The organism is Halomonas elongata DSM 2581, from assembly GCF_000196875.2.
GTDB classification, from domain to species: domain Bacteria; phylum Pseudomonadota; class Gammaproteobacteria; order Pseudomonadales; family Halomonadaceae; genus Halomonas; species Halomonas elongata.
In genome coordinates, this window is sequence record NC_014532.2 from 1,892,723 (window position 1) to 1,914,983 (window position 22,261).

Genomic DNA, 22,261 nt, shown 5'->3' on the forward strand with positions numbered 1-22,261 from the left:
GGGAAAGGATCAGGCCTGAAGGTCGGCAGACAGCTGATTGACGATTCGCTTCTGTTCTGCCGCCGAGGCGGCAGCACGAATATCCGCCCTCGCCTTGATCCTGGCTGACTCGATTTTAGCGCATTTGGCGTCGTACTTCTTCCGCTGGTCGGCCACACGCGCGACGATGACCTCTACCGACTCGCCTAGCGCAGCCGCTTCGGCATCCAGCAAAGGACGCGGGCCTTCTGTGCGGAGCGCTTCTTCGGCTTTCGCCGCATGCAGTCCTCGCTTCATCGGCGATGACAGACGGCGAAGGGCCCTTTCAGCCACTTGATCGGCCTCATCAAGATGCCGGGACGTCGCGTCTTCCAGATCGACGAATGTGGTAACAGCTAGCTTACTCAACGGTCACCTCCACCGTCTCATCGAGGTACTGGTGATGTTGTAGTTCAACGGCATAGGTCCCGGGCACATCGAACTCAATGCGATCGTCACCGTCCGAGAGCATTTCATGCTCCTGAACCCGCACGATTGTCCCTTGCGGTAGGTTGCTGAACGTTACCGTTAGACCGTCGATCGAGTGTGAGGTATCAAACGTGTGACGTCTGCAGGCGAAATATATGGCCTGGGACATGTCGATGTAGTGTGTTTCATCGGAGACATTTTCCCCGACTTCTATCAAGCGGGACGTATCGATTGCACCTGGTTCACCCTCCACGATACAGAATATCTCGCCATTGTCTTCGTAATCAGCATACCGACTCACCGCTTCACCCCCAGAGCCTGCATGTAACAGTTCGCAATGGTTGAATTAATCGTCACCACTTCAATTTTTATCGACCTCGATCCGCTATAGGGAGGAAACCGATAGCCGATGACAGCGGTCCCCGCTGCCGTCACATAGGCATAGGCGTAAGAGTCATCGTTGGGGCGTGCACTAGCGCTGTCCGTCTGCCTGACATCGATCTCCCGCTTCACTCTGCCATCAATTGTAATGCGGACTTTGACCCCTACGGTCGCGGTAGCACCGGTACCACCGCTCGATGAGTCCGATCCCGAATAGGGGACCAGTGCCATAATGAAGATATCGGCATCATCTTGGTGGAAGTTGTGAAGGGCCATCCAGGGGCGCCAGTTCCAGCCCCCTTCACTATTGGCGTAATGCCAGCTCCCCTTCCTTCCTTTGTAGGTTGCTGCCGGAACGGTGATGGCATTGCCTTTGATCTGCAGCGTATCGACATAGGCATCACCGGTATAGATTTTGTTGCCATCGATCAGGGTCGAATTGGGGCGGGTCCAGTTATCGACCGACCGGCTCGCTCGGTCACTCGACGGGGTGACAGTGATGCGTTTTATACCTAGCCGCTTCCCGCTGTTATCGGTGGATGGCCAGATATAGACCATGTGGTCTGACTCGTCTTCTAGCTCCGGCACATCATACTCGAACGAATGAGTGTGCCATGTGCTGTGAGTCGAAGTCTCGAAACGGTGCCAGCCGCTATTCCCTGCGTGCTTGGTCGAGTAGGAAACAGCAAATTCACGGGACCAGTGATCAGAGTATCGCTGTTCCATGACGGATACAGTAATGCGCCGACCACTGAAGGCCCCTGCTACTTCATACGGAATGCGGAAGTGGATGCCATCGGCCCATGGCCTCGGGTCACCACTTCGGTCCATCCTGTTCCAGTCATACGCGATCCAGACGCCACCGCCCTGGTGTATACCCTCGTCATACTCGATATACCCGTGCTGGCCGCCGTTATGACCCAGCGGCGCGGTACCCGCCTTTGAGACGTCACAGCCGAAGCCTGTAATGCCGTTGCGGACAACATCGGCCGGCAGTCCATTGACATTGCTGGTGTCACGGGACGTATTGTCGCCGGTCACGTCCGCATTATCGTGGGGCTTATTGCTCCCGCTGACCTCATCCCACCAGGCGAAGTCACGGGTCGCGAACTTGCCTTGGCCTGCGATACGCTTCGCCTCATTCTCGGACGTCTTGTCGGCACCAGCCTGACGCGGGCCGTTCTTCGTTTCCAAGGCATCGACGTCGGCAGATGAGAAGATTTCCCGGCGCGTCCATGGCGACCAGTTCGGATACCTCGAGTGGTGGACTTCGCGAACCCACTCCTTGCCCCCGCCGTTCCCATACAGGATCTGCACGGCACGCCGGTTACTGGACCAGTGCGTGATGACCCCGCCATTGCTGACAGGCCAGCCACCTTGCCCATTGCTCACCTCAAAGATCAGCGTGCCCTTCTTGTGAGCCTCACTGTACTGGTCGGCGCTCTGGCTCTCGGAGTAGGCATTGACCCTGGCCCGTACAAACGGGGCATTCTCCAGATCCTTCTCGTAGTCCGCCTTGTTCTTGGTAGCCAGCAGCCCCTGGTTGACGATGCTCTTGGCTTCGTTATTGCCAGTCACGTCGGCCCCGGCCTCCTTGGGACCGTTTTTCGTTTGCAGAGCATCGACGTCAGCCGATGAGAACACCTCCTTTTGAACGAACTTCGACCAATTCGGGTACGTGGCAGGATGGATCTCTCGCACCCACTCCTTGTCACCACCATTGCCATAAAAGACCTGGACGGCCCGATTGTGGTTGGTCCAGTAGGTGATGACGCCACCATTGTCCTGTGGCCAGCCGCCGAAGCCGTTACTGACCTCGAAGATCAATGTGCCTTTCTTGTGGGCCTCGCTGTATTGGCTGGCATCCTTCCACTCTGGATAGGCATTGATGCCCAGACGGATGAAAGGCGCATTCTGGACGTCCTCGATGTAATCCGCCTTGTCCTTGGTCGCCAGTTTCCCCTGGTTCTTTATGCCCTTCGCGGTGTTGTCCGCCGTCCGGTCGGCGTTATCGGAGGGCCTATTCCCACCAGTGACCTCGCTCCACCAGACCGTGTCACGCCCTGCCAGCGTCCCCGCACCGCGGATGTTCTTGAACTCAACCGTGCCGTTGAACACGCCCTGGTTGAACTCGACATTGCCGTTCTGGAGGATCGCCCAGCCCTGGCTGCCGCTGCGGTAGTTGCCCGAGTAGACGTCACCGTAGAACTTGCCGGCCTCAGCGACGCGCAGGTTATCGACGTCGATGGCATCGGCCACGATCTTCCCGGCGACGTTGGTCAGCGGATCGCCATTGTTCTGCGTCAGCTTGCCGATGGTGATGGGGCCAAGCTGCCCTTCCTGGATGTCGCCCTGGCGAATGCGAGCGGTATCCAGGTACACAATGTCATCGTCCATGATGAACGGCTTGACCTTGTTCTTGTTGGTCCGGCCCAGCCAGAACCGGTCAACATCAAAGCCGGCTTCCACTGTCTCGCCATCGTTATAGATCCCGAAGCCGCCAATGAGGCCGTTTGCCTGGAGCTTGGCAACGTACATGGTTTCAAGGACCGGCAGATCATTCTCATCGGCCACGACCTCGATCCGCATGTTATCGATGAGGATGCCGTTACCTCTGTTCGATGTGTCGCCCCATACGCCGATAAAGTCGCGGCCACCATGGTTGGCTTCAGGCACGTCATAGAGGAAGCTGAACGGCTTCCATGAGCCGGAAGGCTTAAAGCGATGCCATCCGCTGTTGCCCACGTCACTGGTGCTGTACGCCACCGCGAACTCGGATGCCGTGCCGCTTGAAGGCTGCTTGGCATCCAGCGTGACACGGACGCGGCGCCCGGCGAACTGGATGGCGGTGCGCTCGGGGATCGCTTTGGCCGTGCCAGGCCGGCCACCACTGGAAGGACTGCCTGCCGACCAGGTAAACAGCGCCGATTGAGACCCGGTACTTGAATCAGACGCGGGACTGACCGATCCACCGCCGGACCAGCCCATGGAGCCATCACCCTCGAACGAGGTGCTCCAGTGCGCGATTCCCTCGATCCGGGTCTCCATCCGGGTTTCAACAGCGGCGACCTTGCCGTTGAGGGTCGATTGCGTAGTATCGACCTTCTTCGACGTCGAGGTGATGCGGTCATCCAGCCGCGCGACCTCGGTGCTGACCGTTTCCTTCACCCCGGCGATATTCTCCCCGAGCTGGGAGACGTCTTTGCTGAAACGGTTGGTGATGGCCTTGTCTTCCTCGACCCGCGCTTCGGCCTCCTCATTGACGGCTGCCGTGATGGCGGGCAGATCTTCCTCGGTCGTGGCGGGTCGAATCGTGATCAGATCGACCTCGACCCCTTTGCCCGAGTTGCTGGTATCCCCCCAGATACCGATGTAATCCACGGCATTGGAGCTATCGAGCGGCATGTCCCACATGAACTCGTGGGGCGCCCAGTTATCGCCTGGCTCGAAGCGATGCCATCCGCTATTGCCATTCGCCGCGGTCGAATACGCCACCGCGAACTCGCTGGCCGGGTTGTCCTGGGCCTTGCGGGCATAGATCTCGACCCGGATGCGCTTGCCCACGAAGCTCTTGGCCAGGGTCTCCGTGACCTCGGCGAAGACACTGTGCGTCGTGCCAGTGGAAGATGGCGAAGACCCGTTATACCGGATTACCGCCGCCTGGTTGCCCGCGAAGGCAGTACTCACCGCCTCGATGGAGCCCCCGCTGGCAGTCTTCCAACGATCAAAGTCGGCACCGGGCTCAAAGTTCGATGACCAGACCGGCGTCGCATTGAGCCGTGCCGTCATGCTCTCGAGTGACCGGGTCAGCGCCGACGTCTTGGATGCCAGCGATTTCTTCGTCTCGGAGATGTCCGCCGCGTTGTCTGCCGCCTTCGCTTGCGTGGTATCGATCCGAACCCCAAGGGCATCCGTCTTGGTGGTCCATGCGGTTCGCTCACTACGGAGAGCGGCCTGGAAGTCTTTCTCCACCTCGGAAAAGGCGGTTTCGATCTTCTGGGCCAGCGCCTCATCCTCTTTCGTGAGGACTTCCGTTTTACTGGCCAGGTCCGCGATCGACTCATCATACTTCGCTGTGACAGCGTCAATCGCCGCATTCCAGTCCTTCCGCTCCCGCTGGATGCTCTCCGCTCGCTCCCTTGCCTCACTGGCAACCGCTTGGCGACGCGCATCGGCTTCAGCCGCAAGACGGGCGTTCACCGACCCTTCGACATCCTCGGGGGCCACCACCAGGTTGATCTTGGAACGCAGAGTCGAGGCCAGCACCCCATCATCGATCTGCCCTGTGATCCGCTGCATGATGAAGCGGACGTCGGGGATGACCTCTGCATAGGTTCCGCCAGGAGCGTTGGGCGGCCCTTCGACGCCACTACTGCTGGTGAAGGTGATCCAGTAGTAGTACCCAACGCCGTCCTCGGCCACATCGCGCACCTGGTCGGTGTACGACATGCCCGAGTCCTTACCGATAATCACCGCATTGGCGAAGTTGTCTTCCTTGGCCCGGTAAATGCTCGTGAAGCTATGGTTGCCATAGAGATCACCGGGGATGTCCCAGGAAAGTGCCACATAGCCGAAGCTGCCATAGGCTTGGAAGCCCGTCGGCCGGGGCGGTACTGCCATGTCCTCAGCCGGATCGTTGTCGATGGCGTCACCCGGCAGCAGAACGCCACTGCTGCCACGGCCGGCACCGTGCAAACGGCCAATGCCGGAGTCCACTAGGTCGCGAACCGTCAGCTTGCGATCGAGAGGATCACCCCGCACGCCATCGCCGGTTTCCGTGATTTCCTTTACAGCTTCCAGGAAGGGACGCAGACGCCGGTCCGTCTGCGGGTCAATCGGGGGAAGCGCCCTGCGTCGGCGCGTTTTCTGAGCCATGCGTACCTCACGGTAGGCAATTGGGGGCAAACGTCAGTGCAGCTCGCCAGGGCTGCCAGCCAGTTGAATCGACACGACCTCGTTGTTGCCGGCGACCTCGACCTCCCACTCACGTGCAAGCGTATAGCCAGCGGGCAGGCGGAACATATCGGGGCCCGTTATCGCTTGATCCATGACGGTCTCCCCATCGGCGTATATGCGGAGCTTGACCGGATAACCGTGCGCCACGATGCGCCCACACGTCAGAGTGGCCCGGCCCGACGGGTAGTTCGTGATGGGCGACCGCCAGAGGATCGAGAACGGATTGCCGGCACCCCAAGCGGTGACAGCGCCATTTTGGAGCAAGTACAGCGTGTCTCGCTCGCTGTCGTAGTAGCCGCCCTCGGCATTGACGTCATAGCGATCGATCCCCTCGCCGGGTGTGAACGACATACAGCCATTGGTGTGGAACGCCATGTAGCGGCCATCGTAGCGATAGGCATGGATCGAGGATGGGTCGAGGGCTTTCCACTGGTCGCGCGAGAACACCTCTTTCGTCACCACTTCCGCCTGTTGGCCTCCCACGGCTACCAGGCCATCGGGTGAGGCATACAGCGCATACCCGCCCATTTCCACGATGCTGCGCTTGGACACACAGGACTGGTATACGTCGAGCTTCATCTGCGATATGGCCGCCGGACTGGAACCTGTCACTAATGATGGCTGCCCCGTTGTGAGCACCACCAGGCCCGCGCTCGTGGAGGCCAACCCGACAACCGGATCATCGAATGCCAGTTGATAGCTCACCGGCCAAGCGTGCGGATAATAGGCCTCGCAGAACGCCACGGTATTGCCGAAGAAACCGGCCAGGATGCCATTGGGGAGCGTCGTCAGCCCTTTCATCTTGGGGTCTGGCATATCCCACTCGGCTGACGGCAAGGCGATTCCGAGCTCAGCCGAGGACACGTCATCCTCGAATGTCCCGGTTCCCGCGGCAACGTCGGCCACGTACTGATACATGCCGCCCGATTCAGTGCGGTAGATCCGCATGGCCTGGATGTTGTTGCTGCTGCTGGGCATCGGCGGCAGGGTCACGATCACATGTCCGCCCTCAGGGAGGTCACTGGCATCATCCCAGCGCTCGACCAGCGGCGACGGCATGCTCGGCGCACTTTCCTCGCCGTAGCTGGAGACGCACGTCACCACATAGGCCGTCTCGACCGTCGTGGCAGGTGGCCAATCTACCGATCCATCATCCGGCGGTGTGCGGTTGTTGGGCTCCCTGACCTCGGGGGCCTGTTCAGGGGCAGGAACACCCAACTGGTACCAGCTCGAGGGATAGGGACCATCACCTTGGGTGATGACATCGATGCCGCCCATCTTGGGTGGTCCATCCCCTGTCCAATAGACTCGCTCGTACTGGTCATTGGCGATGGGCGACCGAGCAACATCGACATCCAGGCCCCGGCGCCAGGACAGCCAGAAGCTCGCCGCCCCATCGCCGGGCGTATAGCGAAACAGATTCGCGGGCCGGAATACCTGGGGCACGTCACTGACATGGGCCGGCTTCCGCTCCGGCTTGAGCGTGCCGCGCCTGCGATAGATGTTGCGCGAAACCTGGGCCGACTTCTCTGGCAGCAGCCGTGGGTCCAATAGCGGGCGCTCGCCCAGAAACCCGCCGGGGTACATGATCGTCATTGCAGGCCTTCCAATGCAGATTCAACGTCATCCAGCGTGGTGGCCGTGACCAGTGCATCTTTCGCTGACCAACTCTGCTGGTAGATGTCCTCGATGTGGGTCAACGCGGCCATCGTCATGTCGCGCATCTCTGTCGGCGTGAGCTGGTAGGTCGTGTTGGAGAGCCCTCGGAACGGCATCGGGGTGGTATCACCAGCCTCGACCCGCGCCGTTGCCTTCGTGTTCAGGGCCATGAGATTCAGTCGGTCGTCGGGCCGGGTCTGGATGGTGTCCTCCCTGCCATCGGGCATGGTGTATGGCACACCGTCGTTGAGCGATCGATCTCGCCACTGATTCACCTTCGCCCGGGCCTCATGGGCCCGGCGCTGGACGTCAGAAAGCGGTACATCATCGATCAATACCCACATCTGCCCCCGGAGCTGGGCCATCTGCCCGTTCGGCACCTCGGGCGGCGCGATGGTCGTGCAGCAGGCCGGACGCCCTTCCCCGGGCGCAATCTCGTGCGTGCCCCCGGTCCAGATCGACTGTTCATCGAGTTCGTAAACGATCATTGGGCCTTGATCCTCCATTCCAGCGACGGGTGGGGGGAACTCAACTCAGGGAGGTAGAACCAATCCGGCGATCTCGCCGTGACCGTCAGGTTAGGGGCGTTTAAATAGCCTGCGGCCAGGTAGTCGCCATCCGGGTGCCAGGCGACCGTCTCCCCGTAGTTGGGTAACGATGGCGTACCACCGATCTCTGTCCAGGTGGCAATGTCGATGACTATCAGGTGGGAGCCGCCATAATACCCAATGGCCAGGAAAGCGCCATCCGAGCTGAACTTCACGTCCGCAATGCTCGATTGGATTACAGGCGCGTCACTGACCACAGACCAGTCATCGTTCGGGTTGATAACAGTGAAGCGGGACTCCTCACTATTAAAATCCACTGGGTTGTGCGCGACCGCGATGATTCCGCTGATCGGGCTGATATCAATGGCCCTTCCCATACCGGGCAATGTCGGTGCGACATTGGCCACTGACCAGTCGGCAGCCGCGACAATGGTCAGGTAGGGAGACTCCCGATGCGCCACCGCCAAGTAGGTGCCACCGGGTTCGAACACAACATCCTCACCTCCCCCGGGCAGAGACGGCGTGCCACTGACCACAGACCAATCCGACGTATCAATGATGGTCAGATAAGGAGCGCCGTCATGCACGACGGCCAGGAAGGTGCCATTGGCATTGGAACCAAACGCGACCGCGTTCCCGGTGCCGGGCAATGACGGCGTGCCGCTGACAACCGACCAATCGGCGGTGTCGATAACCGTCAGGTAGGGGCTTCCCTCATGGACGATGGCCAGATAGGCCCCATCGGGTCTAAAAGCCGCCCCCCACCCAGACCTGGGCAGTGACGGCGTTCCACTGACCACGGACCAGTCTGACGTATCGATAATGGTCAAGTACGGAGAACCATTGTGCGCCATCGCCAGATAGGCTCCATCGGGGCTGAAAGCCGCCCCGCGCCCCATGTCGGGCAGCGACGGCGTGCCGCTGACGACTTCCTGGGCAGGCAATGTCTCCGGGAACATGGCGGCCAGCTCTGGGTAGTCCACTTTTCGATAGGCCAGCCCATCCATTCGCAAACGGTCATCGAGAGAGGCATTGGCCTTCACCAGGGACGTCTCCCCGATCCGCGACCGAATACGGTCCATCGTTCGCGCGGTCGCCCGAGCCTCGATACTCTCACCCGCACCATGTGAGACAGCGGTGCCCTCGAACCCACGCTCTACCGTCAACGTATTGTTTGAGATGCCGGTCACGCGCACGATCTCGATGTTCTCGCCGTACCTTGTGGTGTCGGCGAAAATCGTGAGCAGGAACCATTCATTCGCCCCCAATGAGGTCGGCAGGTTCACCGGGGCCGATACCTCGATGGTGGTAGTCACATCATCGATGGCCGAAGCCAGTGTCGCCCGGGCGTTGTTGAAGAAAAGCTGTGGCATGGGTTACATCTCCACCACGATGATCATGAAATCGACCTCTTTGGTACGGCTCTCGGTATAAATCAGCGGTGACAGCTTGTAGCTCTCTCCATCCGTCCCGCCCTTGATCCACAACTTCACGCGAGTGGGCTCGATTCCCACCTGTGTCACCTCCAGACCATCCGGGGCCGTAACCTCGACGTGCTCGATCTCATCGCCCTCGGCCATCCACTCGGAGAGATCAATGTCATAATCCAAATGGTCTCGGGGCTGCTTCTTGAATGTCTTCATGCGACTTGGTACTCCCTCACGGACGCAGGCACCGACATGACACGGGCACCGGGCATCAGGGTGATGGTCCGGCGGTCAGGTGCCGGCGAGTCGGGATTGATCAGGTACGAGACACGGCCTGTTTCGGCCCAGGATTCAGCGACGCGGGCAGGCTCGATGAAGGTGATGCGCAGCATTTCACCGCCGCTATCAGCGTCACCTCGGAAACGTATCTCGAAGAACCGCCAGACGTAGATCGTCACCGGAACCTGAGCCGAGGCACGGGCCTGGCCACTCGCGGGGCGGTAGCGGGCGAAATAGGCAGTGGGTTCTGCCCGCGAGATGCTCGTGCCCCTCATACGGCGGGTGAGATGGGGCATCCCCGTCGTCACGGAACGATTGATCGCAGGCTGCGGCGTCAGGTAGGCGAAGCGAGTGTAGCCAGCATGGGGTGACGCCGAAGCCAAGGCCGCCTCGTCGATATACCTGGCGGTCTTGCGGGCATCACCAGCTCCCTCAGCTCGAGCCACAAACGAGGTCGGTTCGACCTTGCGCACAAAGGCATTGAGGTCGTAGCCACCACCTGCCGATGAAATGGCCCAAGCCGGGTCATCGACAAAACGTGCCGTCTTGCGGGCCACACCGGCACTCTGGACTCTGGCACGGGCGCTTCGCGTGGTAGTGAATCGATAGGGCTGGTTCTCCCCACTCGATTCAGCCACGGCCACCGCCGAAGCCCGCATATACCGAGTGATATCAGGATCGCTGGCTAGGAACACAGCCTCATTGGGCTCGGGGGCGAGCACCGGGACAGCGAGCCGAACGGCGGCGCCCAGCCCTGTCGCGGTTGCCGCCTCTTGCCCACCATCCATCCAGGCAGTCTTATGGGCGGAAGCCTGCCCAGATGCGGTGCCACCCAGTGGCCGGATGTCCGGCCGTCGCAATCCATAGACGTTGGCCTGAGCGATCACCGTGGATATGGCGATCTCTTTCGCACGCGCTTTGGCCAGGCGGTGTACATCCGAGACCACCGATGACATACCAGCCATCGAGTCCCAGGTAGGTACCTGACGGTAGCACCATGCGGTTTGCTGCGACTCGCACGCCAGAGCATCCAGGCCTATGTAGCGCCCACGGAGCGTGTAGGCCGATTGCTCCGCCACCGCTTCACTCTTGCCCGTAGCGCGGACCCACGGATTGATACTGGTCAGGTGAACGGGTGGGACATCGCCGCCCGCCGACGCGATACCCGTAAACGCATGGATCTGGAAATACCGCCCTGCGGACTCGCTGACCGATGCGGCTTTCCCGCTTGCCTCGGTGATGCACAGCCCCGCCGCCACTTGGCGGGATAGCGCCAACGCACGCCCACTGACATAGCAATAGGTCGTGTTGCCAAGCGTGAGATCTGGTGCGATATGGGTCGTGGCCAGCCCGGTCGAGATGCTGCTGGCATGCCTGATTCGTCCCGGTACCGCCGAACTGGCGGCACTACTGGACGCCACACCATAGTGGTTCCGATACAGGCGCAGGGAGCCCGGGACATGGCGGGATTCCGACTCCAGCCATAGCGAACCACGACCAATCTTAGAGTTCGGTAGAGCCCGAGACCTGGCTCTCACTACCGTGCGGGCCTCAGCGAACCGCTGGCGAACGCGCAGTCTGTCGAGCCTGGATTCCGCCAGCCAGGTCAACGATGCCGTGCGCAGTGGGCGCAATGACGCCTGCCAGAACGTCTTGTAGTCGATGCTTGACGCCGCCTCGGCTACAGACTGGCCACCCATGATGTGGGTGATATGAGCATCGCAGTACAACGCCGCCGGAGCTTCGACCGTGCTCGGCGTCATCCAGGCAGTACGGTCAGCACTGACATCGAGGACGGCCAGAGAATCATCCAGGTTGATGTCGGGTGCCGGGGTAATCCGGTGAGCGTCCCCAGTCGCTACGGCTTCTGAGTGGCTCTCAGCATGCGACATTCGGGCATGGCGCACGCCGGCACCATCCATGGCGGCTTCGACATCCGTGATGCCACTCATTGGGCGATGCGCCCAGGACGCGAACGTTGTGTCGGCGATCGTGGCGGACTTGCCCGCCACGAATACCAACTCATGGCCCTCAGCGTCGGCGAACGCCGCAGCCGCCGCCGTCCCCCAGCCAGTCGCCAGTCGCTTGGATGCCCCTACTGAATCGGCTGACGCGGATAGAGAGCCGGTAGCATGCTTGATGCGCAGCGGTGTCGCCGTCGAATCCGCCACCGGCTCGAGAGACAGCACGCCGCCGTACAGCCACAGGCCATTTGCCCCGCCGCCATTCAGCGGGGCCCCGTTGAGGGGCCCAAACATACCCTACCCCTCTTAGCGGAGGATGACCTGAATGCCGCCGATGTCTACAGACAGCACGTCATTGATTTCCAGGGTCTTCGCAACGGTGAACTCACCGTGATAGAGCATGTTGCCGCCGGATTGGGCGTCATAGAGTGCGTAGTGCGTGACGGTCACGCTGCCATCGGCGATGGGCGGGAACTGGATCACCTTGGCATTGGAGCTGACTTTGCCGTCACCGGAGTCGGTCGGCGAGGTCCAGCCGCTAGAGATGGAGTCGCCTTTCGCGGCGTCTTGCCGGACATAAGCCGAGTCGGTGACTTCATCGCCGGTGTCGGCGTCGGTGGGATCGCTGGTGAACAGCGCCACATAGATGGAGGACGGCGTCGGGAGCGTGGTCCCGCGAAGGGTGTGCTCCAGGATGCCGGATTCGAGATAGTCGGAGAATGCTGCCATTGGGAGTTACCTCACGGTAAGTCGCAGAGTTGCGGTCAGATGAAGCGGCGGGCTTTCACACGCGCACCGCCCCGGGCGTGGCCAAGTCGAGAGTTCTGCCTGGCCGTGGCCACATCGGCCAGGTATTGCTGATGGTAGTAATTGGCGAGCTCGGGATTTCGCCAAGGCTGGGGAAGCATGAGCAAACGCCAGCGCGCACCGTTGGCAATCGCCATATCCCAGCGATCCACCACCTCAGAAGGCGGCATGTCGCCCATAGCGGGCCGGCACGCCAGGCGTCCGTAGAGCATCGAGGCGTTGGGACGCTGGTATAGCTCGATCGAGGTGGGCGTGGGCTGGTCGAACCCCTGGCCCTGGACGCACTCGCGGCCATCGATCTTGAGCGAGACGATGCGCAGTGGCTCGCCGCTGGATGCCACGATCTGAGGGTTAGCGGTATTGGCGGCCACCACTACCGGCTCTCCCTCCTGCACCCACACGTCAGCTTCGGTGCACAGCTCACGCGCCATCCGGGTGATGGCATCACGAATCGTCATCAGCGGCGCCTCGGGAACGTCCTGCACCACCTGGTGAACAAGGTCATCCAGCGTCATGGATCAGCCCCTTGTCCGTCCCACCGAGCCAGTCGGGTTGGACGAATTGTCGGGAGCGTTCGGCGAGATCGAACGATCCACCTCGACCTTCTGCCCCAGCGCGTTCATGTAGGCTTCCATGTGGAGCTGGGCGCGATTCAGGTTCTTGGCGTGCTCGGCATCCTTGGAGTAGGCGCGATACAGGATGTAATCCGTGATGACTGGCCCATAGCTGTCGTTCAGCTTGATCGCCTCGTTCGCCAGCCCCTCGAGCCCCTGGGAGACATCGTGCGGCGCTGGTACGGCCGAGTAGATGATCTCCACCTCGGCTCCCGTCGCGGCCGGCGGATAGGTATAGAAGCGCGTGGGGTCTTGGTCATCGAAGATGTACTGTTCGATGTCAATGCTGGGTGGATCAGCGTGCCAACCACGCCGCGTGGTATCCAGCGACTGACGGGACGCCACCATGATGCCCATCTTCTTGCTGCCGGAGGCCGTGTTGCGAACAACGTCGATCAGTCGGAGTCCATCCGCCGGGATCTGTTGTCGCGTGCCTTCGGCCAGCTCATGTGACGCATTTTCGGTCGAGGCATCCGGCTTGATCTGGACAATCGCCTGGTAGCTCTCATTCAGCCAGCCGATGAGCTCCTCGTTGGTCCAGCGGGTACCGGCCGACGTGACTTCCTGCAGCACCAGCTTGGCGTTGTTGATGACGGTTCCCACCGTGGTCAAAGCCATGGCTTACACCTCCTCCATATCGCGCTTTGCAGCCAGGGCAGCGCTATAGGTGAACACACGGCCGTTGCCGCGATGGCGGAGCAACCGAGGTTTCTCCTGGGCCGGTGCTGACTCACCCTGATCCGGCGTTTTCTCGGCGTCAGCCATCTTCGATGCCGGGGTGCCCTCTTGAGACGTGTCGGCGCTCTCCGGCGCGTCTTTATCGGGCGACTCCGCGTCGTTCTGGGCTGGCGTCTTGCCCTGTCCCTCAGACACTTGGTCTTCGGCAAGACTTTGGAGGTCAACACGGATGGTCTCGAGCCCCTTCCGCTTATCGACATCCACGCCCAGCTCATCCTTGCCGATCTTCTCCAACTCGTCCTTGGTCTCGGCATTCTCGATGCGTTCGCTCAGTGACATGGGATTGCCCTCTTGTCTGGAAACAGAAACGCCACCCCGGAGGGTGGCGCTTGCCCGGTTCACCCGGGATCAGGCGTTTCAGCCGCGCTGGGCGTAGAGATGGCCAGCAGCGTTCGGGTCGATCATCTCGTACCCGAAAACGTTGAGGCCGCGGACCAGCTTGCCGAAGTCCTGCGGGTTGGGCAGGTTTTCCATGTTGGTCATCTGAGAGGCGAAGGTGAGCGCCTTTTTGTGACCGAACAGGACGTTGGTGGCCTTCTTGCTGGTGGTCGCGTCGGTGACCGTGGACAGGTTGTTGCTGACGTACACGTCGAACCGATCCAGCATGCCCACCTTGCCGTTGCGGTAGACCGACGTGCTGTCGCCCATGGCGCTGGCATCGCGCAGATCGGACTTCTTCAGCATGCCGTTCATCCAGGCCGGTAGGATGATGTAGCGGCCCGTATCCGGGGCATTCTGCTCATCCAGGACAGAACCACAGTCCACGATGGTGTCGAGGATGTTGCTCTTGGTGATGGATACCGGGGCACCAGACTCGCCCATGTTGTAGGAACCGGACTTCACACCGGCATCTGGGCCGGCGTTCTCCGGTGCGGCGTCAGCGTACACGTCACCGAGGATGACCGTGTCGATGGCGATCTTCATCTGCTGACCGGCATCGTCCGACCAGTCGTCCATCAGCTTGATGTCGGACTGATAGGCATCGATGTCATTGACCTCGAAGGCAAAATACTTGGCCTTATCGATGTGCAGCTCGACCTTGTCACTGGTGGGTTTCTCATAGTTGAGACCACCACCAACGACATAGTCCTTGATCGTGATGGACGGGGTGGTGCGGATCTCCACCGTGTCGCCCTTGTTCTTGATTTCCGTGCTGTTTCCACCCTTTCGGGCTTCGTCCCGGCTCTTTATCCGGGCTCCTCACGGTTTCCCATGAGACCAGACTATATCTTCACTGCTTGCGCTTACGCGGCCGCTTGTCGGGGCCACGACCAACCTTGCCCGTATGGTGGAAACTGGTGTGCTCTCCCAGTTCCATTAAGCCAAGGTTCTCTGGGCGATTGTCGAGCTTGTCTTCATTGATATGGTGAACAACTTCACCCGGCTCTAAGTACCTACCCAGTTTGCGTTCCATCACCAGCCGATGTTCTCGGACGTACCCCTTGCTGTCAGCGTGGGGGTGCCCGTCGGGAGCCCTGACCATCCGGTACCCGTTATGGGTGATGATCTCGCCCCGATGCAGCGTGTCATTAAGCGGAAGGCCGAAGCGTCGAGCCGCACGATGCACAATAGGCTGGCTGAAGCCGGACCGTCTCGATATGTCGCTAGTCGTCATACCAGCCTCAAGCATGGGACGGATTATCTCGTCAGTTTCTGCCGCCGTCCTGCGCTTGATCTTCGGAATCCCGAACCGCTTCATGTATGTCATGACCAGCTTCTTCGAGACGCCGTGCTTTTCAGCAACCTTGAGGGTTGACCGAAGCTCGAGATAGTCCGCTTCCAGCTGTTCCTTGGTGATGAAAAATTTCTTGTCTGCCATGGGCTACTCCTGTTTATTTAAACAGTATCACCCATGTTTTTAATTTCGCAAGCAGTGCCCCGCACTCGTGGGCCTTCATCGTCCCGTCAGGACTGTGTGACCTAGTCGTTGAACCTTCCACCCGTTACCGGGAGGCTTGGCTGCTGATTGCCCAATCCCTGCACTTTTTGGGCCGTCACGTTTGCCGTTGCCGGCTGCGTTGTGGCGCTCAGGGCTCTAAGGGCTTCCCAGCAATTCACGGGGTTTAGTGAGAGCTGACTTCAACCCTCGTAGTTGGTATTGGCGATCTCACCGAAGCAGGTGGAGGCATAGAGCTTCTCCACCAGCTTCCCGCTCCACACCTGGGGAATAAACCCAGAGGAGGACGTGCTGGAATAATCGGGATGGCTCCCGTCGCGAGTCGGACCTGCCATGATGTGTTACCTCGTGTTGTCGCCTCTCGGCGAGAAATCGGTAACCGCCGACCGGGTGGTTACTGCTTCACCCGGCCATCTCGTTGGGCGGCGAAGATGTCGGCTTCCAGGCGTTGAGCCTCCTCGGCGCCGTAGCGTCCCGCTGTCTTGTCCCGGTAGAACTGGCTGATCTCCTGCCCGGTCCAAATCCGCTGCCCCTGCGGGGCCTCGGTGGCTCGGGTGGTGCGGGGCTCAACCTGGTCATCGGGCACGGAGCGCTTGGCGCCCTGCTCGGCCTGGTTCATGTAGAGCTGGAAAATGTCAGCTACTGCCTTGGCGTCCAGGGCCTGCTGGGCCTGATTCAGCGCTTCCTGGCGCTGCACGCCGGTGCTGGGATCGAACTGGGCCAGGAATTGGTGGAACTTCGGATCGGCGTTGACCTCCCGGAAGGTCGGCACAGCCTGCTCCAGGTTCATCCAGAAGCGGGCTTCCGCGTCCTGGTGCTTCTCGCTCTCGAGTCGCTCCAAGCGTTCGGTCAGCTCCTGGGTGTTTCCGGTATCGGCTGGCTTCCCGGACGGGGCGCGTTGGTCAACCATCCGCGTCACGAAGTCCACGAGATCCTCGCCATACGTGGCTTTGAACTGCTCGAGCTGCTCATCGCTGACACCGCTATCGGCGCCACCGGTGGGCTGCTGTTGTTCAAGCTCGGCGATTCGGCGATCTCGCTCGGCGATGGTGTTCTTGAGCTCGCTGTTTTCCTGACGCAGCGCCGGAATCTCGCTGTTGTACTTGCCCTGGAGAACGTTGAACCGGTGCTGCCAATAAAGAGCACCCTGGTCTTGTTCATCCTTGGGCTGTGCTTCAGCGCTGTCGGCGGGTTGCGTCGGGCTGGGCTCGTCGGCCTTGGCGGGCGCCGAGAACTCGTCCTGCGGGTTTCGCTGCCCTTCCTCGGGAGCCGAGCCAGCGGGACGCTGATCATCGGGATTCTCGGGTTGGGGTTCGAAGTGCTGACGGGCGGCTTCGGCTTGGGCCTGAACGGACCTGGGTAGTGACATTGTTGCTCCTGTGACGCCTCACGGCGTGACGGGTGAGCCGGCATTTGCCGGGGTTCACGACTCGGGTAACGGGTTCTGGCTGCAGTCCAGAGCGCTCCCACGACAATGCCGCCCAGGGCGGACCATGAGCGGCATTGCGGTGAGGCCGGGCCGGAGCCCGGCGGCTACTGAGTAAAGCGCTGGTTTACCACGTCGCGGGCTTGCTCGAGCTTCTCTATCAACTCGGCCACCGTTGACGCACGTCCTTGCAGTCGGGCGACTTCAGCGGGTTCGCGGCACTTTTCCAGGCTGTCGCGGCATTCCTCTCGCTCCGCCTTGAGCAGTGCCACCAGACGCCTCCCCTCCGGGGACTCGGCCAGCCTGGCCAGCGCCTTCCAGTCCTGTCCCTCCATCGTTGCGTCCTCGCGTCTCGGTAATCAGCTTGGCGATCTCGGCCAACAGGTGTTGCGCCTCGAGGGGCGCCATCTGCTGCGATTGTTGGGTTTCGGCCTCGGTCTGTGCGGCGTCGGCATTGGCCTCGCGCGCCCGTGCCTGTTTCTCGGCGGCCTCGGCTTCGGCCTTGGCTTGTTCCATCTGTAGCTGGGCCTGTTGGTCCTGCCGTTGCTGTGCCAGGTTCTTCTGCATCTCCTCCTCGGAGGGGATGAGACCCGGCAAATCGAGCTTCTCTGCGATGCTCTCGAGCAGCTTGCGGCGTCCATCGTGGCCGAGGATGCCCATGTCGTAGTCGTTGGCGGTGAGCTGGAGGAACTGCTGGCGTAGCTGGTTGGTCTGCTCGCGAATGAGCATGGCGCTCGATCCTCTGGCCACCACGCTGGCATCCCCCTTGATGCTGTTGTCGTCGCTGAACTGCATGTTGTGGAGCCAGAGCGCCTCGATGACCCGGCGAAGCACACCGCGATCAATGTGCCGTATCGCGTCCTTGATGCCCTTGTTCGCGGATTCCATGAGCATCGACAGGCCTGACGCGGTTTGCCCGGCGCCGCCCGCCTCATCACTGCCGTACATGTAGCGCGGGATGTTGGTGGACTCATCGGCCCGGTATTCGAACTGCTCGTAGACAGCCAGCAATTCACTGGCATTGCTCTGCGGCTGGAAGAAGCGCAAGGCAGGATTGTTGCCGGTCTCTATGCTTGCCTTGGTTCGCCAGATCTTCCACGGGTAGATATCGGTTGGGTCTTCCTGCGGTTGCAGGCGATCTTCATAGACCTCGACCTGGGGCCCGGAGCTGATCGCCAGGTTGTTGACCAGGCCCCGCGCCGTGGCATTGCACACGTCCTGGACATCCGCCATGAGCTCGGGGATGCCCTGCCCCCAGAACGACCCCGGCACCGGCTGGAAGCTGGACTTGTGATAGGGGCGACGTTCAAGCGGATCACGATTGATGCGCACCCGGATGACATGCTGGCCGATCAGGATGGCCTCAACTTCATACTCGGCCAGCGGGTCTTCGATCTCGTCGGGGCTGATACCCCACTGCAATAGCGTCACGCCCTGGGCGCCGCCGGAGTAGATCAACCCATCGATGGTCTCACCCGGCGTCAGCCACTCGTGGCCACGCCCCTCGAGCTCGGCACGCTCACCGTCACTCCAGAGCCAGTCGCGGAGCCCGCCCTGGCCATACTGGTGCAGCACCTGGCGAATTGCGTCCTCGCTGTAACTCGGCACGCCGATCAGTTGGTTGAGCTGCGATCGAGTGAAGCGAGCCCGCTCAATGATGAAGGCACCGTCATCAATGCTGGTGGCATCCGGGCTGGGGTACATGTCGAATGGCGAAACACGCTCGAACTCGGGCCGGATGGTCTCGCCCTTCACGGGACGCCAGCCCTCCAGCCATTGCAGCTCTGGCACGCGCCGGAAAATCGGGGCGCGGATGAAGGCCGCCGGGTATGTCACGAAGTCGTCGATGAACGCCTCGAATGCCTCATCCCAGTACCCTTCCGCGAGCTGGTCGCTGATGAGCTCCTCATGCCGCTCCGTCGCCTCTCGCGCGGCATCCTCGGCAGCCTGTCGCAGTTGCTCGCGGGCCTGCTCGGCCAGGGCGGCCATGTCCACCTGCTGGCCCTGCTGCTGCATCTCTACGGCCTGCTGGCGGATTTGGGATGCCAGAGGAGCCAGATAGGCATCGGGCACTTCCGCCACTGGTGTCGGCTCGAGTCCCCAAGGGCGCTCATTCGCCGGCATCATGATGTCGCGAATCCATGCCGCTGCCGCCCGACACTTGGTCGCTGTCAGCATCATGTAGATCTCGGCCCCGCCTTCCTTGCGGATCGCCTGGAGCTTCTCGGGTGAGTATTCGCCCTTGCGGCGCCGCAGGCAGTCGAGCATCCGATTATCCACCGACTGCCGGGCCATCTTGGCGCTTTCCCAGCACCGGCGGATATGCGCCCCCAGGGACGACTCGACCAGTTCCCGGCGGCGCTGTTCTTCCTCGGCGATGCGCTGGGCCTCGGCTTCCTCCTCAGCCCGCATCTCCGCCGCCGACCGATGTTGTAGCAGCCCCATACTGCTCATTGGCTGCCCCCGGTTGCGCGATAGATGGCCCGGTTCGCATCTTGCTTGTTCCGGCGTAGCCGCATGACGTTACGTCGCATTGGTGCCAACTGGGCGAACAGGTCGCGGATATATCCCGCCGGGTCGGCGGCGAACTCGAGCAGCTTGATGTTCAGCGTCACGCCCATGTCGCCCGCGACCTCGAACTGGAGCCGCATCCCGGGCTCGGGCCGCGTGACACGTTCCTCGATGACGATCATGTCGATCTGAACCGGCCCGACATCCGGGCGAAATCGCTCAGAGGCCGTCGGGATGCCCGCCTCGATGAGCTGTTCCGCAATCGTGCGCGCCGCGTCGCGCATCAACTCCGTCACCTCGGCGCGGGTCATTCCGTTGAGACGATAGGCGGTATTGCCAGCCCGGCGACTGATGTCGCCGTCCGGTGTGGTGATGATCTCCGGCATGGTGTCCTCTGCCTCGCGGCGGTGGTCAGGTATGCGCGGCCCAGCCCGAGCGTTCGCGTTTCTGAGGGCGCGGTGTGGGTGTGTTGGTTTGCTGAAAGATGGACGACCGGGCCAGCGTCTCGAGCGCCTTGGCCCCGTGAGATGCCCAGTCATGGCGCGGTGTGTCCTTGTAGACGCCCCGCTTGTCGTCCCACTCTTTCCGGTAGTTGTCGAGACACTTCACGCCTTCATCGCAGGCGTCCTCGTCTATCCAGCACATCGGCAGGAAGTTGCGGACCGCCTGGACGCCCTCGGCGTGGTTGCTGATACGTGGCACGACCTCGAACTTGATCCCGTATTGCTGGGCCACGTCGGCGCGACTCTTGCCGGTGCCCAGCTCACGGACGGCCAGGTCATGCGGCCCAAAGTGGCCACCGTATCGATAGCCCTTCTTGTTGAGCTCGTCGGCGTAATATTCGATGCCCTCGCCTTCGCCCTCGAGGTAGTCCACCAGGTGGATCTCGCGACCGACGATCTGCGCGAACCAGATCGCCATGGTGTCGTTCATGCCCAGGTCCCAGGCGGTGAAGACCGGCAGCGACGGGTTTACCTGCACCTCGGCGGTGATGCGCTTGTTCTTGCGCAGGAACCGCATCTGGCTGGCGTAGTAGGCGCCCTCGATGCTCTGCTCGAATGCCTCGGCCGGCGTGCTCGGATACTCCCGCTTCATGTCGTCCTGGAGCACTTCGGCTTTCTTGGCGTACCACGCCTGCTGTGCCGCATCGGTCGCGATGCCGTGCTTGTGCTCCAGGTCTTCGAAGTATTCCCGCAGCCATTGCGGTACCAACACTCCCTCGGGATCGAGTCGGTAGGCCGGTTCCTGCCACCACGGGAAGAAGTGGAACTGGAAGTCCATCAACGTCGGTGCTCGCCCAAGCTCCTGCAGGTGCTGGGCTGACTGGCAGTAGTCGAAGAAGTACCCTTCGCGACCCTCGGCGGTAGATTCGAGCGTTATCTGGTTGCCCAGGCCGACCGCCTCGAACGCGCCGGTGACGATTTCCTGTGCCTTGTGCGGATACTGCCGGCAGATCTTACCGAACTCCGAGATGTGGAGCCGCTGGAGCGTGCCGCCACGATACGAGGTGCTGACCTTGATGCTGGAGCCATTGTCGAAGACGTAGGCGCCGGAGCCGCTCTTATCGCTCACTGGTTGCGGGATGCGGATGCCCAGCATCTTGAAGATGCGATGCCAGGTGTCATCGATACTCTGGTACGCAAACGACACCTTGTTACGAAAGATGTCCTGTGCGTCATCGAGCTTGTGGCATATGCAGCCGGCGGCGAAGTTGTCGCGGAACAGGCAGTCGTCCAGGGCGTCGATCATCTCGAACGTGGTGAAACCAAGCTGCCGCGCCTTGAGGATGATGTCGCGGACGTGGCCCTTGATATAACGACGCCGCTGGGCCCGGTTGGGCCGGAAACGTCGCACCTTGCCTTGCTTGTCCTTGATCTTGTACAGCGCGTTGAGCCGAAACCACTTGAGCGACAATGCCTCGAGCAGATCGGCCTTCTCGGTCAGTCGCCCCTTGGCATGCGCACGTAGAAAGGCCTCGGCACGCTTGACCTCACGTTCCCGGTCACTCCGGTTCATCCGGCGCGACCTCGGCCATCAGTTCTTCGAAGGTCTTTTCCTGGTCGTTGGCATCATCCTGGTCCAGCCCGTAGCTCTGGCGCTCGAGCCGGATGACACGATCAAAGGCCTGCGTGCCGGCCCCCATCGCCTTGGCAATATAGTCCAGCGGGAGGTCGATCGAGGCGAGTTCTCCGCTCTTGAGCTGAACAGTGATTTCACCGGCTTCGAGCTGCTGGTCGAGCCTGTCGGCGAACCGGTCGGCGATACGACGCCAGCGTGATAGAGCGGCACGGTGGCCACGCACGATGGCGGCATTCTCGTCCGATGCTTGTTCGATGATGTCCGACTCGGGGACATCCGGCGCAGAAGCCTCTGGGCGACTCAGCTTCTCGCGGGTCCGCTGCTGCACCGCGCCGGTGAGATCCTTTTCCCAGCCTTCGGCGGCGGCCTTCTTGCTGATCTGCGATTTACTCGGGCCGTGGCGGTCGGACAGTTGCTGCAGGCTGAACCGTCCCGTCCGGTAATCCCGTTCAACGGCCTCCCAGTCGTGTCGCTTTGCCATATGCTGCTATGCGGCACCCTCACGGGTGGCGCCTCCATCATGTAGGG

20 protein-coding genes are annotated in these 22,261 nt (G+C 61.3%); all 20 read right to left on the reverse strand.

The window, feature by feature from the left end:
• Positions 1-9 precede the first annotated feature (9 nt).
• The gene (locus HELO_RS08975) at positions 10-387 is read right to left on the reverse strand and encodes a hypothetical protein (protein ID WP_041602037.1); all 378 of its coding nucleotides are present in this window, start codon (positions 385-387) and stop codon (positions 10-12) included.
• Complete coding sequence (locus HELO_RS08980) at positions 380-748, reverse strand: hypothetical protein (protein ID WP_041602038.1); 369 nt, start codon at positions 746-748, stop codon at positions 380-382. The genes HELO_RS08975 and HELO_RS08980 overlap by 8 nt, the downstream gene beginning before the upstream one ends.
• Positions 745-5,703, reverse strand: coding sequence for a phage tail tip fiber protein (locus HELO_RS08985; RefSeq protein ID WP_013332389.1), 4,959 nt, complete (start codon positions 5,701-5,703; stop codon positions 745-747). The genes HELO_RS08980 and HELO_RS08985 overlap by 4 nt, the downstream gene beginning before the upstream one ends.
• 33 nt (positions 5,704-5,736) lie before the next feature.
• On the reverse strand, positions 5,737-7,380 hold the full coding sequence (locus HELO_RS08990) for a hypothetical protein (protein WP_013332390.1): 1,644 nt from the start codon (positions 7,378-7,380) through the stop codon (positions 5,737-5,739).
• A complete protein-coding gene (locus HELO_RS08995; protein WP_013332391.1) occupies positions 7,377-7,931 on the reverse strand; it encodes a DUF4376 domain-containing protein in 555 nt (184 codons plus the stop codon). Before HELO_RS08995 ends, HELO_RS08990 begins: the two co-directional genes overlap by 4 nt.
• Entirely contained in the window at positions 7,928-9,364 is a 1,437-nt protein-coding gene (locus tag HELO_RS09000; RefSeq protein ID WP_013332392.1) for a WD40 repeat domain-containing protein, read from the reverse strand. Before HELO_RS09000 ends, HELO_RS08995 begins: the two co-directional genes overlap by 4 nt.
• A gap of 3 nt (positions 9,365-9,367) precedes the next feature.
• On the reverse strand, positions 9,368-9,634 hold the full coding sequence (locus HELO_RS09005; RefSeq protein ID WP_013332393.1) for a phage fiber-tail adaptor protein: 267 nt from the start codon (positions 9,632-9,634) through the stop codon (positions 9,368-9,370).
• Positions 9,631-11,955: a hypothetical protein gene (locus tag HELO_RS09010; protein ID WP_013332394.1), complete on the reverse strand. Its 2,325-nt coding sequence runs from the start codon at positions 11,953-11,955 to the stop codon at positions 9,631-9,633. Before HELO_RS09010 ends, HELO_RS09005 begins: the two co-directional genes overlap by 4 nt.
• Positions 11,956-11,967: 12 nt before the next feature.
• A complete protein-coding gene (locus HELO_RS09015; RefSeq protein ID WP_013332395.1) occupies positions 11,968-12,390 on the reverse strand; it encodes a phage tail fiber protein in 423 nt (140 codons plus the stop codon).
• 35 nt (positions 12,391-12,425) lie between these two features.
• Positions 12,426-12,983 carry a hypothetical protein gene (locus HELO_RS09020; protein WP_013332396.1) on the reverse strand — a complete coding sequence of 186 codons (558 nt, stop codon included), beginning with the start codon at positions 12,981-12,983 and terminating at the stop codon, positions 12,426-12,428.
• Positions 12,984-12,986: 3 nt separating this feature from the next.
• Entirely contained in the window at positions 12,987-13,700 is a 714-nt protein-coding gene (locus HELO_RS09025) for a phage adaptor protein (RefSeq protein ID WP_013332397.1), read from the reverse strand.
• A gap of 3 nt (positions 13,701-13,703) precedes the next feature.
• On the reverse strand, positions 13,704-14,099 hold the full coding sequence (locus HELO_RS09030) for a hypothetical protein (protein WP_013332398.1): 396 nt from the start codon (positions 14,097-14,099) through the stop codon (positions 13,704-13,706).
• A gap of 78 nt (positions 14,100-14,177) precedes the next feature.
• Positions 14,178-14,945 (reverse strand): phage major capsid protein, encoded by a 768-nt coding sequence (locus tag HELO_RS09035; protein ID WP_013332399.1) that lies wholly within the window; start codon positions 14,943-14,945, stop codon positions 14,178-14,180.
• 106 nt (positions 14,946-15,051) lie between these two features.
• A complete protein-coding gene (locus HELO_RS09040) occupies positions 15,052-15,639 on the reverse strand; it encodes an HNH endonuclease signature motif containing protein (protein WP_049786209.1) in 588 nt (195 codons plus the stop codon).
• A gap of 260 nt (positions 15,640-15,899) precedes the next feature.
• The gene (locus HELO_RS19150) at positions 15,900-16,052 is read right to left on the reverse strand and encodes a hypothetical protein (protein WP_157953411.1); all 153 of its coding nucleotides are present in this window, start codon (positions 16,050-16,052) and stop codon (positions 15,900-15,902) included.
• Between the two features lie 59 nt (positions 16,053-16,111).
• Complete coding sequence (locus tag HELO_RS09045) at positions 16,112-17,086, reverse strand: hypothetical protein (protein ID WP_013332400.1); 975 nt, start codon at positions 17,084-17,086, stop codon at positions 16,112-16,114.
• 261 nt (positions 17,087-17,347) lie between these two features.
• A complete protein-coding gene (locus HELO_RS09050) occupies positions 17,348-19,555 on the reverse strand; it encodes a portal protein (protein WP_157953412.1) in 2,208 nt (735 codons plus the stop codon).
• 38 nt (positions 19,556-19,593) lie between these two features.
• The gene (locus HELO_RS09055; protein WP_041602039.1) at positions 19,594-20,040 is read right to left on the reverse strand and encodes a hypothetical protein; all 447 of its coding nucleotides are present in this window, start codon (positions 20,038-20,040) and stop codon (positions 19,594-19,596) included.
• A 25-nt stretch (positions 20,041-20,065) separates the two neighbouring features.
• The gene (locus HELO_RS09060) at positions 20,066-21,670 is read right to left on the reverse strand and encodes a hypothetical protein (RefSeq protein ID WP_013332402.1); all 1,605 of its coding nucleotides are present in this window, start codon (positions 21,668-21,670) and stop codon (positions 20,066-20,068) included.
• Positions 21,657-22,214, reverse strand: a complete 558-nt coding sequence (locus tag HELO_RS09065) for a hypothetical protein (protein WP_013332403.1) — start codon at positions 22,212-22,214, stop codon at positions 21,657-21,659. Before HELO_RS09065 ends, HELO_RS09060 begins: the two co-directional genes overlap by 14 nt.
• Between the last annotated feature and the right edge of the window lie 47 nt (positions 22,215-22,261).